The organism is Luteibacter sp. RCC_6_2 (assembly GCF_041360655.1).
Classification (GTDB): domain Bacteria; phylum Pseudomonadota; class Gammaproteobacteria; order Xanthomonadales; family Rhodanobacteraceae; genus Luteibacter.
In genome coordinates this window covers 95771-110084 of record NZ_JBFUPQ010000004.1, presented here as the reverse complement: position 1 = coordinate 110084, position 14314 = coordinate 95771, and the positions used below count along the sequence as shown (strand labels likewise).

Here is a 14314-nt window from a genome sequence, read left to right as displayed (position 1 = left end):
ACCCTTCAATGGTGGTAGGAGGCGGCGGTGGAACGCATGCCCGGCAAGGTCAGCCGGTACACGAGGATGCGGTTGTCGTTATCGATGGCGGAATCGCAGCGCCGCCCTTCCATGACGCAGTGCTTCGCGATGAAGTCGTTGTCGTTGCCGACCAGGAGGAACCAGTCGTCCGGATAGGCCGGATCGAGCACGGGGACGAGGTCCATCGCTTCCCACTTTTCGGAAAGCATCGCCATGCCCGGCTGGTCACGTTCGATCGAAAGTCCGAAGCGAGCAAGGTCGGCGGGGGCCAGCAGGTCGACCAGCGGTTTCCAGCTGGCTGGGCGGATTTCGGCGCGCAGGCCGCCGTCCTGTCCGAGCAAAGACATCGTCGACGTCTCGTGCGTGGTTCCCGCCAGGTTGCTCGCGCCGTCCGTATCCACCAGCAACACGCTCTTGAACACGATGGGTTTGCCGTTCTCGGCACCGTAGCCATTGCCGTCCCGGGCAAGCATGAGGAAACGGTGGTCGTCGATGACCCGGATCTCGCTCTGTGCGGCTGTCTTGTTCGGCGTGCCGCCCTTACCCGTGTCGTCGTACGCGGGAAGACGAACCACATAGTGCGCCAGGGGGCGCTTGGGCACCGCATTCCGGCTCACGTCGTAGACGAGTACACGGGTGAGCGTACGGCCCGAGGCATCGCCGGGAGCGCTGTCCTGCACCAGGGCACTCTGCAACACGACGAACAGGCGTTTGCCGTCTGGCGAAAGCGCCATGCCTTCCACGCCCTGGTTATTGCGCCGGCCGCTCGCGGGCGCACGCAGGGACGTGAAGTCGGACTTGCCGTCAGCGTCGAGCGGCTGCACCGATCTCGGCGGAACGATGACGCCGGTGAGCCTCCCTTTCGCGTCGAAGCGGTAGACGTTGGCCGCATACTCGTCACCCACGTAGAAGCCGCCATCGCCGGTGAACTGCAATGACTCGGCATCCAGCGACACCTTGCCGGCGCCCTCTCCCTTCGAGGGTGAAGGCAAGACGATGCCTCGCTCCGTACGCAGGCCACTTCGTGGCTCCGCCCCCGTGAATGGCTTGCCGTCGAAGTCGCGCAACTCGCGCCCACCGTCCGGCACCAACACAAGACGCGCCCCCTGTATAGGAACCGCACCATGCGTCGGCATCACACCCCGTGTGGGAGCCGCTTCAGCGGCGAAAGCCCCCCGCCCCACCGTCATGCTGAAACGAAACCGATGCAAACGCCCCCGGTAATCGAAGAACACGTCGTGCTCCGGATCGTTGCGTCCACGGTCCGGCAGCGTCCACAGGACACCGGTATACGTGTCGCCTTCCCGCTTCCAACTACCTGGCTCGATCATCAGCGACGAGAACGAACCGAGCGTGTCGCCGAGGAAATCCACCGTGCCGGCCGCCAGCGATCCCGTGGCGACCAGCCCCTTGTCGACATACGTCGTGCCACCCACGTGGATGGCCCTGGGCAGTGGCGTCGAAGCGATGTCCGGCACACGCACCTCACCTGTCTGCGCCATGGCGCTACCGATCAGGAGCGCGATGGCGAAGGCGGCGACCGTGCGCAACATCAGAAGCGCACGTCGAGATTGGCAAAGTACTGGCGCGGCGCCGAGGCATGGAACACATACGCGGTGCCCTTCGGATCGGCGGGCACGAAGGCGCTCGAATCGAAGTTGCTCGCGTAACGCTTGTCGCCGAGGTTGGTCACGTTGATCGACAGGCGGATGTCCTTGGCGAAGGAAACCGGCCCGAAGTCGTAACCACCGGAAAGGTCCCAGACGGTGAAGCCGCCGAAGCCCTGGTCGTTCGTGTACGTGTAGAAGCGCTCACCCGTGTATTTCCCGCGCAAGGAGGCGAACCAGGCGCCCTGGGTCCAGTCGATCTGCGTCGCGAAGAGCTTGGTCGGCGTGTCGGTCTGGATCTTGCCCTTGGTGTGCTGGACGACGCCCGCCTGCGTGTAGTCGCTGGCATAGGTGGAGCGGTTGTACGAGGCCGAGTTGTACCAGCGCAGGTGGTCGGTCGGTGTCCAGACGAAGGTCACTTCCACGCCATGGCTGTCCACGCCGCCCACGTTGTAGAAGCGGTTGCCGCACGACGGGCCGACGGGCTGGCGAGAGTCGCAAGGGTTGTACTGGAGCAGCCGGTTGTCGAAGCGCACGTTGTACGCGGCCACCGAGGCGGCGATCGGACCGGTCTCGACGCGATAACCCGCTTCGAGACTGCGCGACTTCTCGGGCTTGAGGTCGCCCTGCGTATCCCAGATCGCCTGGCTCACCGCCTGCGGTCCGAGCTTGAAGCCACCCTGGAACATCGCGATGTTCTTCGCAAAACTGGCGAATACTTCCTGGCCGTCGGCGATCTTGTAGCGCGCGCCGAACTGCGGCAACAAGGCCTTGCTCGCGCTCAGCTTGCCGCTGGCGAACTGGTTGTTCGACGTGGGCTTGATCGGCTGCACGGCGTCGCCGGGCAGCGCCGTGGCTTGCGAGGTGACGTGCGGACTCTTCACGCCGACGTCCACGGTGAGCGCGTCGTCGAGGAAGCGGATCGTGTCCTGCAGGAAGGCCTGCCGCGTATTCCATACCGTGCGCTGCGCGAACACGCCGATGTCCGGTGTCGCGTCTATCGGCGCGCTCAGGTCGCGCGGCCCGCTCACATAGCTGCTGTAGCGTGAGGCGCTGGAGACATTGTGCTCGTACCAGACACCGCCTTCGATGTGATGGTTGGCGAAATCCCACGCCGCCGAGAGGATCGCCCCCGAGCGGTTGATCGTATACAGCGTGTTGCGGAAGATGATCGGCAACTGGCGTGGGGTGCCCGGATACGAATAGGTACCGCTGTTCCAGTTGTGTCCTTCACCGGCATCCTCGTGGTGATAGACCTGGGCGTGGATGGTGACCGCGTCGCTGGGAAAAAAGTCGCCGGCGAGATAGTAGAGATCGTCGTCGCGCAGGATCTGACCGGCGGTGAAGGCACCGTCCGCATCGGTGTCCGCACCGCTCTTGTCGCAGAGCTTCGCGTTGAGCGTACCGGCGTTGCAGTACGCCTTGCCGATGGCGCGCTGCCAGTCCGGTGCGTAACCACCCCAATCCCAGCCGAGTCCGCGGGCCAATTCGCTCTTGGACAGATAGAAGTAGTCGGCCTGCGAGGTACGCGAGGTATCCGCGAAGCCAGTGAGGCGGCCCCAGTCGAAATCCCACACCGCCTTGCCGTTGAACTGCTTCGTGGTCGACCCGTTGTAGGCGCTCTGGTCGTTCCACAGGTCCGAGGTGGTGCGAGCGGCGGAGAGGTACATCGAGAACCCGTTGTACTCGCCGGTATCGAAGCGGGCGAACGTGTGGCGGTTCTGGTCGCTGCCGAAACCTTGTACGACGCGCCCGCCCATGGTCTTGAGCGGGTCGCTGGAACGGTAGGCGATCGTGCCGCCGAGGTTGCTCGTGGAAGGCGTGCCGAGGTTGCCGATGCCTTCGGAAAGTTCGGCGCCGGCGAAATTCTCGGAGATCAGCGCGCGGTTGATCGAGAGGCCGTTGTAGTTGTTGTACGCGCTGTCGCCGAGCGGCATGCCATCCAGCGTATAGCCCAGCCGCGTGCCGCTGAAGCCGCGCAAGCTCAGGGTCATGGACTGCTCGTTGGTGCCCAATGCGTCGGCGGACTGTGCGTTCACGCCAGGCAGGACGTTCAACACCTTCTGCAAGCTGGTTCCCGGGGGAAGCACCTTCTGGTCGGACGTGCGCAGGCGCTGCACCTGGCGCGTCTCGCCCGTACCGATGACGGAGACGGCGTCGAGATCCTGTGCCTTGTCGCGCCTGGCCGCGGCATCGGCGGTCTCGGCCGTGGTATCGGTGTCCGTCGCCTGGGCGACGGAAGCGAAGGCCATGCCCAGGGCGATGGCCAGAACGGTCTGCTTCAACAAGAGTGGCATCCTTACTCACGCTGACGCGCCGCGGCCCCTCCCCTGAGGCAGCCCGGTCCACGCCGTGGAAGCGTTGGATAGTCGGGCGTCCAAATGAAATCTTGATGACAGCTGAGATGACAACGAGGGGAACCGCTCGTGGGCCCCTCGTGTCAGCGGAAGTCGATCGTCGAGATCGCGCCGGCCATCTCGGGGCGGGGACGCAGGGAAACGTCCCAGTCGTAGAGTTCGCACAGGCGGCGAACGATGGCGAGGCCGAGCCCCGCGCCGCCACCGGTGGCGCTTTCGCCACGGATACCACGTTGGAAGAGCTTTTCCGCATCTTCCGGTTTGATTCCGGGGCCGGTATCGATAACGTCGATGTGGCCGTCGAGGACACGCACGGTGACCTTGCCTTCCATCGTGTACTTGATCGCATTGCCGATCAGGTTGGTCAAGGCCACCGACAGCACCGATGCGGGTGCATTGACGGTCACCGATCCATGCGCGATCAGTTCGATCTCGATCGGCTTGCCGCCCATCTGCGGACGTTGGCTCTCGATGACGTCGGCGGCGACCTTGGCCACGTCCGTGGTCTCGCCACGCGTCGGCCCACGGCGCTCCGCACGCGACAACAGCAGCAGCGCCTCGATCAGTTCGGTGGCCTGGCGCGAGGCGCGTTCGATACGCTTCAGGCGCTCGCGCAGCTTGTCGGTGAGATCCGGCGAGCCCTGCAACAGCTCCGTGGTGCTGGCGATGACCGCGAGCGGCGTACGCAATTCATGGCTCACGTCGGAGTTGAACTCGCGGTCGCGCTCGACCACCGAGGTCAGCCGCATGGCGTATTCGTCGAGTGCCACGGCGAGCTCGCCCACCTCGTCGTCGGCGAAATGCGGAGCCAGGGCCTCGGCCTTGCCCACCCGGCGGAAGTCGCGCAGGCGGCGCGCCAGGTCGGTCACCGGCCGCAAGACGCGCGACGACAGCCACACGCCCAGCACCAGCGAAAACAGGCCGAACAGGAAAACGGCCGCGACCACGCTGGTGATCAGCTGGCGCTTGCCCAGTTCATCGCGCGAGACGTCGAACTGCAGGAAGTTGATGATGCCGCCGTCCCGCCGCACCGCCACCTTGTAATGGTGGTTCTTGCCGTCGCTTTCCGTCTCGTAGAGATCGTGCACGCCGGTGTCGAGCGATTGCCAGTTCAGCGGCGCCTTGTAGATCGTGCGGTCGCTGAAGGTGGACGCCTTGACGATGTTGAACTGCGGGCGCTCGTTCGGATTCGCGCGCACCTGCTCGTTCAGCGAATCGACCTCGTCCTGGAGGGCCGAGTTGATCAGCTGCTCTTCGACGCGCTCACGGATGTTGATCGCGGCGAACGCGAACAACGCGCTCAGGCCGAACCCGAACAGCGTGAATGTGACGATCAGTCGGAAACGAAGCTTACGCCTGGACCGCATCCGGATCGACCATGCGGTATCCGATACCGTGACGCGTGTGGATCAGCGGTTTCTCGAAGGGTTTGTCGATGGCCGCACGCAGCCCGTGGATATGCACGCGCAGCGAATCGGAATCGGGCAGTTCCTCGCCCCAGACGCGCTGTTCGAGGTCCTGGCGGGTCACCACGGACGGGCTGGCCTCCATCAGCGCCTGCAACAGCTTCAGGCCGATGGGGTTCAGCTGGATCGACTTGCCTTCGCGGGTCACCGTGAGCGTGTCGAGGTTGTAGGTGAGGCCACCGACCTTGAGCACCCGGCTCTGCGGACCCTTGCCGCGCCGCGCCAGCACTTCCAGGCGCGCCGCCAGTTCCTGCAGGGCGAACGGCTTGGTCATGTAATCGTCGGCGCCGGACTCGAAGCCCGTGAGCTTGTGCTCCAGCGAATCGCGCGCCGTGAGCATGAGCACGGGCGTCTGCTTGTGCGCCTCGTGGCGCAGCTTCTTGGCGACATCGAGCCCGTCCATCCCCGGAAGGGTCAGGTCGAGCACGATGACGTCGAAATCGTGCACCACGGCCAGATGCAGGCCGGTGACGCCGTCGCCGGCGAAATCGACCACGTGACCACGATCCTCGAGGTAGTCCCCGATGTTGGTCGCGATGTCGGTATTGTCTTCGATGACCAGAACGCGCATGCGGCACTCCGTTGTGCGGTCGCTTGAGTCTTATGAGTATTGCGACGGCAAGCTTAACGGGGAAACCGTGAAGCGGACAGAACTAAAAGAGAGGCCCGGACGGGGGGAACCCGCCCGGGCCGAAAGAACTACTGCCCCGATACCGTCACCCCGCGTCGCGGAATCACAGTGGAACCTTTATAGGGGAGCGCCCTTTAAATCGCTGTTAACCCCTTCGGCGCCTTGGGCCGGCGGGCCTTCGGCACGGCCGGACGGCCGGCCAGCCGGGCCTCGCAATGGGCGACGATGGCACCGGCCACGTCCACGCCTGTGCTGCCCTCGATGCCCTCCAGCCCCGGGGAAGCATTGACCTCGAGCAGCAGCGGCCCACGCGATGAGCGCAACAGGTCCACGCCGGCCACCTCCAGCCCCAGCGCCGAGGCGGCCTCGATCGCCACCCGGCGCTCGTCCTCGGTGAGGGTCACCTGGGCCGCGCTGCCACCACGGTGGAGGTTCGCGCGGAACTCGCCCGGTGCCGACGACCGCTGCATCGAGGCCACCACCTGGTCGCCGACGACGAAGCAGCGCAGGTCCTGGCCATTCGCCTCGCGGATGAACTCCTGGACCAGGAAATTGGCGTAAAGGCCGCGGAACGCCTCGATGACGCTCTGCGACGCCGAGCGCTTCTCGGCCAGGACCACGCCGGCGCCCTGGGTTCCTTCATTGAGCTTGATGACATGCGGCGGGTCGCCGAGCATCGCCATGAGATCGGCGGTGTCGTCGGGGTTGTCGCCGAAGGCGGTCAGGGGCATGTCCACCCCGCGTGCCGCCAGCAACTGCAGGCACCGAAGCTTGTCGCGCGCGCGCAGCACGGCATCGGACGGGTTCGGGGTGAAGACGCCCATCAGTTCCAGCTGGCGCAGCACCGCCGTGCCATAGAACGTGCTGGACGCGCCGATTCGTGGAATCACGCAGTCCACCGGGCCGAGCGGCTTGCCCTTGAAATGGATGGCGAACGATTGCGGCGCGATGCTCATGTAGCAACGCAGGGGGTCGATCACCCGCACCGTGTGCTTGCGCTTGCGCGCAGCCTCCACCAGCCGCTGGGTGGAGTAGAGCCGCGCGTTGCGCGACAGGATGGCGATCTTCATGAGGGGTCCCGGACGGCGCGGCGCGGCGTCTGCGAGTAGGAAAGCGACGGATCGACCAGGAAACGCCCGTCGAGGGTGGTCCGGCCGAGCAGGAGGGGAAACAGCATGTGCCGCCGGTCGGTCAGGTTGACGTCGGCCATGAAGCGGTGGCCGGCCAGTTCCACTTCCGTGCGGATGAACCAGCGCGTGGTGGCATGACCGCCCGAGTCCGTGACCGAGCGCTGGCCCGTCGCCTTCGCCTCGCAGGGCGCGGACACCCCGCCCTTGCGCGTGGTACGCACCTGGAAGCGCAGCCACGTGCCGTCGGCCCGCTGGTCCACCTCCAGCCATTCGACGTGCAGCGACGACGAGCGCGCGCCCGTGTCGAGCTTGGCCTTGAGGACGGGAATGCCGAGCGACGGAAGTGCGAGCCGTTCGCGCCAGCCTAGGGTGATGACGTCAGTCATGGGGTCTGGAGCGACGAGTAGGGGGGACGACGGCGGGTCGCGGGGAACGACCCATGTTCGCGGCGGCATGCCTCGATGGGAAAAGCATGCCGAAGGTACGAAGCCGGCGCAACTGTACCGGGCAGCCGGGGGACCACCCTCGTCACGGGCATGAAAAATGCGTGAAGCGCGAAAGCGGCCCGACGGCTCAGCCCGCGTCCGTGCCCCGCCCTTTCCGCATCATGTAAAGGGAGCTGGCGATGCCGACCAGGGCCACGAGGCCGACGTAGTGCGCGGGCCCCAGCCCACCCGCGGTCTTCGCCAGGTAGCCCACCAGGACCGGGGTGGCCGCACCGCAGATGGCATAAGCCACGTTATATGACAGGGAAATGCCCGAGAAACGGATGGCCGGCGGAAAGGCGGCGACCAGCACCGATGGCACGATGCCCGCCACGCCCGCGAACAGCCCGGCCAGCGAATACAGCGCAAGCAGGTGGGTGCCGCCGCTTCTCAGGTCGAGGTACAAGGCATAGGTGCTGGCGGCCAGTCCCACCGAAGCCACCAGCATCGCGCGCGCCTTGCCCTGCCAGTCCACCAGCAGGCCACCGAGCACGCAGCCGATGCACAGGGAAAACGCGGCGAGGCTGCCGCCGGTGAACGCCCGGGCCGGTTCGATATGGAAGGCCGTCTGCATCAGCGTCGGCGTCATCAGGATCACCACGACGATCGCCGCCGTGAGCACCCAGGTGACGACCATCGACAGGGCCACGCCCGGCAGATGGTCGCGCAGGACGACCCACGCGGGCAACTCCGTCGTCAGTTCCTTGCGTTCGCGCATGCGTGCGAACACCGGTGTCTCGCTGAGCCAGCGGCGCAGGTACACCGCGAAGAAGCCGAACACGCCACCCAGGAGGAACGCGATGCGCCAGCCGTGGTCGAGCATGTCCGCTTCGGACATCCGCGCGCTCATCGCCGCAGCCACCAGCGAACCGATGAGAATGCCGAAGGTCAACCCGGAACTCAGGCTCGCGCACGCCAGGCCTACCCGATGCCGTGGCACGTGCTCGGCGACGAAGACCCATGCGCCCGGCACCTCGCCACCGATGGCGATGCCTTGCACCACGCGCAACAGCGTGAGCAGCACGGGCGCCAGGACCCCGATCGTCGCGTACGTGGGCAGGAAACCGATGCACAGGGTCGGCACCGCCATCAGGAACACGCTGAGCGTGAACATGCGCTTGCGGCCGACCCGGTCACCGAAATGCGCCATCACCAGGCCACCGAGCGGCCGCGCGAGATAGCCCACAGCGAAGATGCTGAAGGCCTGCAACTGTGCCACCCAGTCGGAGGTTCCCGGTGGGAAGAACAGGTGCCCGAGCGTCTTGGCGAAGTACGCGAAGATCACGAAGTCGTAGAACTCGAGCGCGCCGCCCAGCGCGGACAGGATCAATGTTTTCGCATCGCCACGGCCCAACGGCCGGCGGTCGGTCATGTCGGTATCGATGATGGCGCTCATGGGGATATCCGGGGAGTGATCGCGCGACTATAGGTGCTTATCGCTCGAAAGAAATCACCCAGACGGAGTACGGCGGCAGGATCGTGCCATCCAGCTTGTCCGACCGGCTCAACGAGGCGTCGCTGGCAGCCAGCGTGCGCAGGCCGTGGCCCTCGACGCCGGACTTCAGCGTCCTTGGCTCACCGCTGAAATTCATGGCGACCAGCACGGGTTCCTTGCCTTCGCGCACGTAGGCGAGCACGTCCGGGTTCTTCGTGTCGACGAAGGTCATCGCACCGTCGCGCAATGCGGGATTGTCCCGGCGCAAGGCGATCAGCGTGCGATACCACTGCAGGAGGGACGACGGGTCGGCCATTTCGCTGGCGACATTGACGGTGCGGTAATTGGCCGCCACCGGCAACCACGTCTTCGGGTTCGTGGAGAAACCCGCTTGCGGGCCGGCCGTCCACTGCATCGGGGTGCGTTCGCCATCGCGCCCTTTTTCCTTCGGCCAGCCGGTGATCCCGATGGGATCGCGCACGTCTTCCTTGCGCGTGGGCGTGCTCGTGGTCATGCCGATGGGAGCACCGTAATAGGTAAGCGCCGCGCCACGGTTAGTCAGCAACATTGCCGCGATGATCCGGGCACGCGCGATGTCGTTGCGGCCATCGCCGAACCGGTCGATGGAACGCGGATTGTCGTGGTTGTCGAAGACCATCAGCGGCGGCAGGCCGAGCAGATCGGTCTGCGCGGCCTGCAGGTGTTCGCGGAACCAGCCCGCGTCGAATTTCGCCTGCCAGCCGAAGCCGGGAATCAGGTCCATCGGCAGGTGCAGTTCGTCCTGATGTTCACCGCCATACCAGGGCAGGAGATCGCTGGTCTTGGGTGTATAGGTTTCGCCGATGAGCACGCGGTCGCCGGCGTAGCCGTCCACCATCTTTCGCATGCGGCGCATGACGTCGTGCACTTCCGGCAGGTTGTCGCTGTACTGGTTGTGCAGGTTCGGATCGCCCTGCGCGTTGGTACCGCCCCGCTCGGGATCGTTACGCAACCGCGTGTCCTCGAACAAGGTGGAGATCGCGTCGAGCCGGAAACCGGCGACGCCGCGATCGAGCCAGAAGCGCATCGCATCGAACATCGCGGCTTCCACGGCGGGATTACGCCAGTTCAGGTCGGGTTGCTGCCGGTAAAAGCGGTGGTAGTAGAACTGCTTGCGTGCCGGTACCCATTCCCACGCCGAACCGCCGAAGACGGACTCCCAGTTGTTCGGCGGCACCTTGCCCTCGTGGATGAACCGCTTCTGGAATGCGGTCACGCCCGGGGCGTTCGCGTCCACGCCATCGTTCCAGATGTACCAGTCGGCCTTGGCATTCTGGCGCGAACCGGCCGATTCGATGAACCATGCGTGTTTGTCGGAAGTGTGGTTCAACACCATGTCCAGGAGCACGCGGACGTGACGCTTCTTCGCCTCGGCAAGCAGCCGGTCGAAATCCGCGAGGTTGCCGTACTGCGCATCCACGGCGCGGTAATCGGAGATGTCGTAGCCGAAGTCGACCTGCGGCGAGGGATACATCGGCGCGATCCAGATCGCATCGGCGCCCAGCGAGCGCACGTCGTCGAGATGGGCCGTGATGCCGTCGAGGTCGCCTACGCCGTCGCCGTTGCTGTCACCGTAGCTGCGTGGGTATATCTCGAGGATCAGAGCGTGTTTCCACCACGGCGAGGGTGTGCTGGCAGCGGCCACGGCCATGCCGGTGACGAGAACGGCGGCCATGCCAGCCAGGAGACGGCGCGTGCGCTGGGGCATCGAAGGGGGGATCCTGGAGAGAGATCTCCCGATGAAAGCGCGCCGCGCCGATAGCGTCAACCGGCTTGAGGGAAGAAGGTGCGGCGTGTCACGATCCGCCGCGTGACCGACCGGCCCGCCCCGCCACAGCATCTGCGCGACCTGGCACGTCTACGCCGGGTCCGCGATCGCATCGACCGCGAGTACGCCCAGCCATTGGACGTCGAAGCACTCGCCCGCGGCGTACACATGTCGGCGGGCCACCTCAGCCGCCAGTTCCGGCTCGCCTATGGCGAATCGCCCTATGCCTACCTGATGACGCGCCGTATCGAGCGCGCGATGGCGTTGCTGCGTCGCGGCGACCTCAGTGTCACCGATGTCTGCTTCACCGTGGGTTGTTCTTCGCTCGGCACCTTCAGCACCCGCTTCACGGAACTGGTCGGCATGCCTCCGAGTGTCTATCGCCAGCGGGAGGCGCAGGCGGTGTCCGGTATGCCGTCGTGCGTGGCGAAGCAGGTCACGCGACCGGTCAGGAATCGAGAAGCGCCCCGTTCGATGCGACGACTAGGATGACCGCTCCCAAACCAACGAGCACCGTCGCCATGGACATCACCATCCACGCCAGCTTCCTGCCGCACAACGATCCCGAGGCTTCCCTGGCCTTCTATCGCGACATCCTCGGCTTCGAGGTTCGCAAGGACGTCGGGTACAACGGCATGCGCTGGATCACCGTCGGCCCCGCCGACCAGGCGGGTACCTCCATCGTCCTGTATCCCCCGGCCGCCTCGCCCGGCGTCACCGAGGAGGAGCACCGCACGATCGCCGAGATGATGGCCAAGGGCACCTTCGCCATCCTCCTGCTGGCCACGAGGAACCTCGACGAGGCTTTCGACCGGCTGCAAGCCAGCGGCGCGGAAATCGTCCAGGAACCGGCCGACCAACCGTACGGGGTCCGCGATTGCGCCGTTCGCGACCCGGCGGGAAACCTGATCCGGTTACAGGAGTTGCGCTAATTCTTGATAGGCGCAGCCTCTTGTCATCATAAGATCAATCAATTTCTGCAATGCTCACAATCGGGCCATGATCCAGGCACTAGGTAAACCACGAGTCGCCGGCGCTCGGTCCTTCGTCCCGGCAAGCCAGAGGAAACCTCCTGATGTCGAGCGAAGCGAAATGTCCTTTCAATCACACCGCCGGCGGCGGCACGACCAATAGCGACTGGTGGCCGAAGCGCCTGAGGGTCGACCTGCTCAACCAGCATTCGTCCCGGTCCAATCCCCTCGCACCGGACTTCGACTATGCCGAGGCGTTCAAGAAGCTCGACCTCGCCGCGCTGAAGAAAGACCTGGCTGACCTGATGACCGATTCGCAGGACTGGTGGCCAGCCGATTTCGGCCACTACGGCCCGCTATTCATCCGCATGGCGTGGCATAGCGCGGGTACCTACCGCATCGGCGATGGACGTGGCGGCGGTGGCCGTGGCCAGCAGCGCTTCGCGCCGCTGAACAGCTGGCCCGACAACGTCAGCCTCGACAAGGCGCGCCGCCTGCTCTGGCCGATCAAGCAGAAATACGGCAACAGCATCTCCTGGGCCGACCTCCTGATCCTCACGGGCAACGTCGCCCTCGAAACCATGGGCTTCAAGACCTTCGGCTTCGCCGGTGGGCGCGAGGACACGTGGGAACCCGACCAGGACGTGTACTGGGGCAACGAAACCGAATGGCTCGGTGGCGACCACCGCTATGGCAAGGTCACGCCGCAGACGGAAGGCGTGCTCGTCGCCGATCCCGAGTTGCACGGCGAGGAAGAAGACCGCACCGAAGGCGGGCGCAAGCTGGAGAACCCGCTCGCGGCCGTGCAGATGGGTCTCATCTACGTCAATCCGGAAGGCCCCGAAGGGAAGCCGGACCCGATCGCCGCGGCGCACGATATCCGCGAGACCTTCGCCCGCATGGCGATGAACGACGAAGAAACCGTCGCCCTGATCGCAGGCGGCCATTCCTTCGGCAAGACACACGGCGCGGCCGACGCCGCCAATGTCGCGGCCGAGCCCGAGGCGGGCGACCTCGAACAGCAGGGCCTGGGCTGGAAGAACAGCCATGGCAGTGGCGTCGGTCGCGACACCATCACCAGCGGCCTGGAAGTCACCTGGACGCAGACACCGACGAAGTGGAGCAACCTCTTCTTCGAGAACCTGTTCAAGCACGAGTGGGAGCTGACGAAGAGTCCGGCCGGCGCGCACCAATGGGTGGCGAAGGACAGCGGTGATGTCATCCCCGATGCGCATGGCGGCCCGAACCGCAAGCCGACGATGCTGACGACCGATCTTTCGCTTCGCCTCGATCCGGCCTACGAGAAGATCTCCCGCCGCTTCCTCGATCATCCGGAAGAATTCGCGGATGCCTTCGCGCGCGCCTGGTTCAAGCTGACCCATCGCGACATGGGACCGCGTTCGCGCTACCTCGGTCCCGAGGTACCCGCCGAAGAGCTGATCTGGCAGGACCCGGTGCCCAAGGTCGATCACCCGCTGGTCGACGAGAACGACGTCAAGCAGCTCAAGGAGAAGGTGCTGGCTTCCGGCCTCACCGTATCGGAACTGGTCTCGACCGCCTGGGCCTCCGCCTCCACGTTCCGTGGTGGCGACAAGCGCGGCGGAGCCAACGGCGCGCGCATCCGTCTCGCGCCGCAAAAGGATTGGAAGGTCAACCAGCCCGCGCAACTGGCGAAGGTGCTCGAACGCCTGGAAGGGATCCGTACCGAATTCAATGGCGCGCAGGCAAGCGGCAAGAAGATCTCCCTGGCCGACCTGATCGTGCTGGCGGGCAGCGCCGCCGTCGAGAAAGCGGCGAAGGATGCCGGGAGTGCCGTCACCGTTCCCTTCGCACCGGGTCGCACCGACGCCTCGCAGGAACAGACCGATGTCGCCTCGTTCGAGCCGCTGGAACCCGCCGCCGATGGTTTCCGCAATTACGTCAAGGGTCGCTACAGCGTGCCGGCCGAGGCGTTGCTGATCGACAAGGCGCAGTTGCTGACCTTGACCGCGCCGGAAATGACGGTGCTCGTGGGTGGCCTGCGCGTGCTCGGCGCGAATGTCGAGGCAAGCAAGCAAGGTGTCTTCACCGATCGCCCGGGCACGCTGACCAACGACTTCTTCCGTAACCTGCTCGACATGAGCACGGTATGGAAGCCGACCTCCCCCGCCAGGGAGTCGTTCGAAGGCAGCGAGCGCGGCACGGGCAAGCTGAAATGGATCGGCAGCCGCGTGGATCTGGTCTTCGGATCGAACTCCATCCTGCGCGCGCTGGCGGAAGTCTACGGCAGCGCCGACGCGCAGGAGAAATTCGTCGGCGACTTCGTGGCCGCCTGGACGAAGGTGATGAACCTCGACCGCTTCGACCTGCGGAAGTAAGACGCGAGAAGGAAAGGCCCGCCACGTATCCTCGTGGCGGGCCTTTT

General features: G+C 65.4%; 11 protein-coding genes. 3 read left to right on the top strand and 8 right to left on the bottom strand.

Annotated elements, in window-relative coordinates; all coding sequences use genetic code 11:
- Nucleotides 1–5: 5 nt before the first annotated feature.
- The 8 genes from AB6730_RS05395 to AB6730_RS05360 all read right to left on the bottom strand — a co-directional run bounded on the left by AB6730_RS05395 (nt 6) and on the right by AB6730_RS05360 (nt 10879).
- Nucleotides 6–1574: an esterase-like activity of phytase family protein gene (locus tag AB6730_RS05395; RefSeq protein WP_371022628.1), complete on the bottom strand. Its 1569-nt coding sequence runs from the start codon at nt 1572–1574 to the stop codon at nt 6–8.
- Nucleotides 1574–3925: a TonB-dependent receptor gene (locus tag AB6730_RS05390; protein ID WP_371022627.1), complete on the bottom strand. Its 2352-nt coding sequence runs from the start codon at nt 3923–3925 to the stop codon at nt 1574–1576. The genes AB6730_RS05395 and AB6730_RS05390 overlap by 1 nt, the downstream gene beginning before the upstream one ends.
- A 143-nt stretch (nt 3926–4068) precedes the next feature.
- Complete coding sequence (locus tag AB6730_RS05385; protein WP_371022626.1) at nt 4069–5352, bottom strand: sensor histidine kinase; 1284 nt, start codon at nt 5350–5352, stop codon at nt 4069–4071.
- Nucleotides 5336–6022: a response regulator transcription factor gene (locus AB6730_RS05380; RefSeq protein WP_166699672.1), complete on the bottom strand. Its 687-nt coding sequence runs from the start codon at nt 6020–6022 to the stop codon at nt 5336–5338. The genes AB6730_RS05385 and AB6730_RS05380 overlap by 17 nt, the downstream gene beginning before the upstream one ends.
- 194 nt (nt 6023–6216) lie before the next feature.
- Complete coding sequence (gene rimK, locus AB6730_RS05375) at nt 6217–7152, bottom strand: 30S ribosomal protein S6--L-glutamate ligase (RefSeq protein WP_371022625.1); 936 nt, start codon at nt 7150–7152, stop codon at nt 6217–6219.
- Complete coding sequence (locus AB6730_RS05370) at nt 7149–7598, bottom strand: ATP-dependent zinc protease (RefSeq protein WP_371022624.1); 450 nt, start codon at nt 7596–7598, stop codon at nt 7149–7151. Before AB6730_RS05370 ends, rimK begins: the two co-directional genes overlap by 4 nt.
- A gap of 187 nt (nt 7599–7785) precedes the next feature.
- Complete coding sequence (locus AB6730_RS05365; protein ID WP_371022623.1) at nt 7786–9093, bottom strand: MFS transporter; 1308 nt, start codon at nt 9091–9093, stop codon at nt 7786–7788.
- A gap of 37 nt (nt 9094–9130) precedes the next feature.
- Complete coding sequence (locus tag AB6730_RS05360) at nt 9131–10879, bottom strand: alpha-glucosidase (protein ID WP_371022622.1); 1749 nt, start codon at nt 10877–10879, stop codon at nt 9131–9133.
- A gap of 78 nt (nt 10880–10957) precedes the next feature.
- On the opposite strand from AB6730_RS05360, the gene AB6730_RS05355 reads away from it, so the two are divergent.
- From AB6730_RS05355 to katG, 3 genes are all read left to right on the top strand, one after another.
- Entirely contained in the window at nt 10958–11431 is a 474-nt protein-coding gene (locus AB6730_RS05355) for a helix-turn-helix transcriptional regulator (RefSeq protein WP_371022621.1), read from the top strand.
- A gap of 29 nt (nt 11432–11460) precedes the next feature.
- On the top strand, nt 11461–11871 hold the full coding sequence (locus AB6730_RS05350; RefSeq protein ID WP_371022620.1) for a VOC family protein: 411 nt from the start codon (nt 11461–11463) through the stop codon (nt 11869–11871).
- A gap of 143 nt (nt 11872–12014) precedes the next feature.
- Nucleotides 12015–14267: a catalase/peroxidase HPI gene (gene katG, locus AB6730_RS05345; RefSeq protein ID WP_371022619.1), complete on the top strand. Its 2253-nt coding sequence runs from the start codon at nt 12015–12017 to the stop codon at nt 14265–14267.
- Nucleotides 14268–14314: the final 47 nt, after the last annotated feature.

Excerpts from the sequence above, each read along its gene's own strand:
- AB6730_RS05395 (WP_371022628.1), bottom strand. The coding sequence starts at position 1,574 with ATGTTGCGCACGGTCGCCGCCTTCGCCATCGCGCTCCTGATCGGTAGC.
- AB6730_RS05390 (WP_371022627.1), bottom strand. The coding sequence starts at position 3,925 with ATGCCACTCTTGTTGAAGCAGACCGTTCTGGCCATCGCCCTGGGCATG.
- AB6730_RS05385 (WP_371022626.1), bottom strand. The coding sequence starts at position 5,352 with ATGCGGTCCAGGCGTAAGCTTCGTTTCCGACTGATCGTCACATTCACG.
- AB6730_RS05380 (WP_166699672.1), bottom strand. The coding sequence starts at position 6,022 with ATGCGCGTTCTGGTCATCGAAGACAATACCGACATCGCGACCAACATC.
- rimK (WP_371022625.1), bottom strand. The coding sequence starts at position 7,152 with ATGAAGATCGCCATCCTGTCGCGCAACGCGCGGCTCTACTCCACCCAG.
- AB6730_RS05370 (WP_371022624.1), bottom strand. The coding sequence starts at position 7,598 with ATGACTGACGTCATCACCCTAGGCTGGCGCGAACGGCTCGCACTTCCG.
- AB6730_RS05365 (WP_371022623.1), bottom strand. The coding sequence starts at position 9,093 with ATGAGCGCCATCATCGATACCGACATGACCGACCGCCGGCCGTTGGGC.
- AB6730_RS05360 (WP_371022622.1), bottom strand. The coding sequence starts at position 10,879 with ATGCCCCAGCGCACGCGCCGTCTCCTGGCTGGCATGGCCGCCGTTCTC.
- AB6730_RS05350 (WP_371022620.1), top strand. The coding sequence starts at position 11,461 with ATGGACATCACCATCCACGCCAGCTTCCTGCCGCACAACGATCCCGAG.
- katG (WP_371022619.1), top strand. The coding sequence starts at position 12,015 with ATGTCGAGCGAAGCGAAATGTCCTTTCAATCACACCGCCGGCGGCGGC.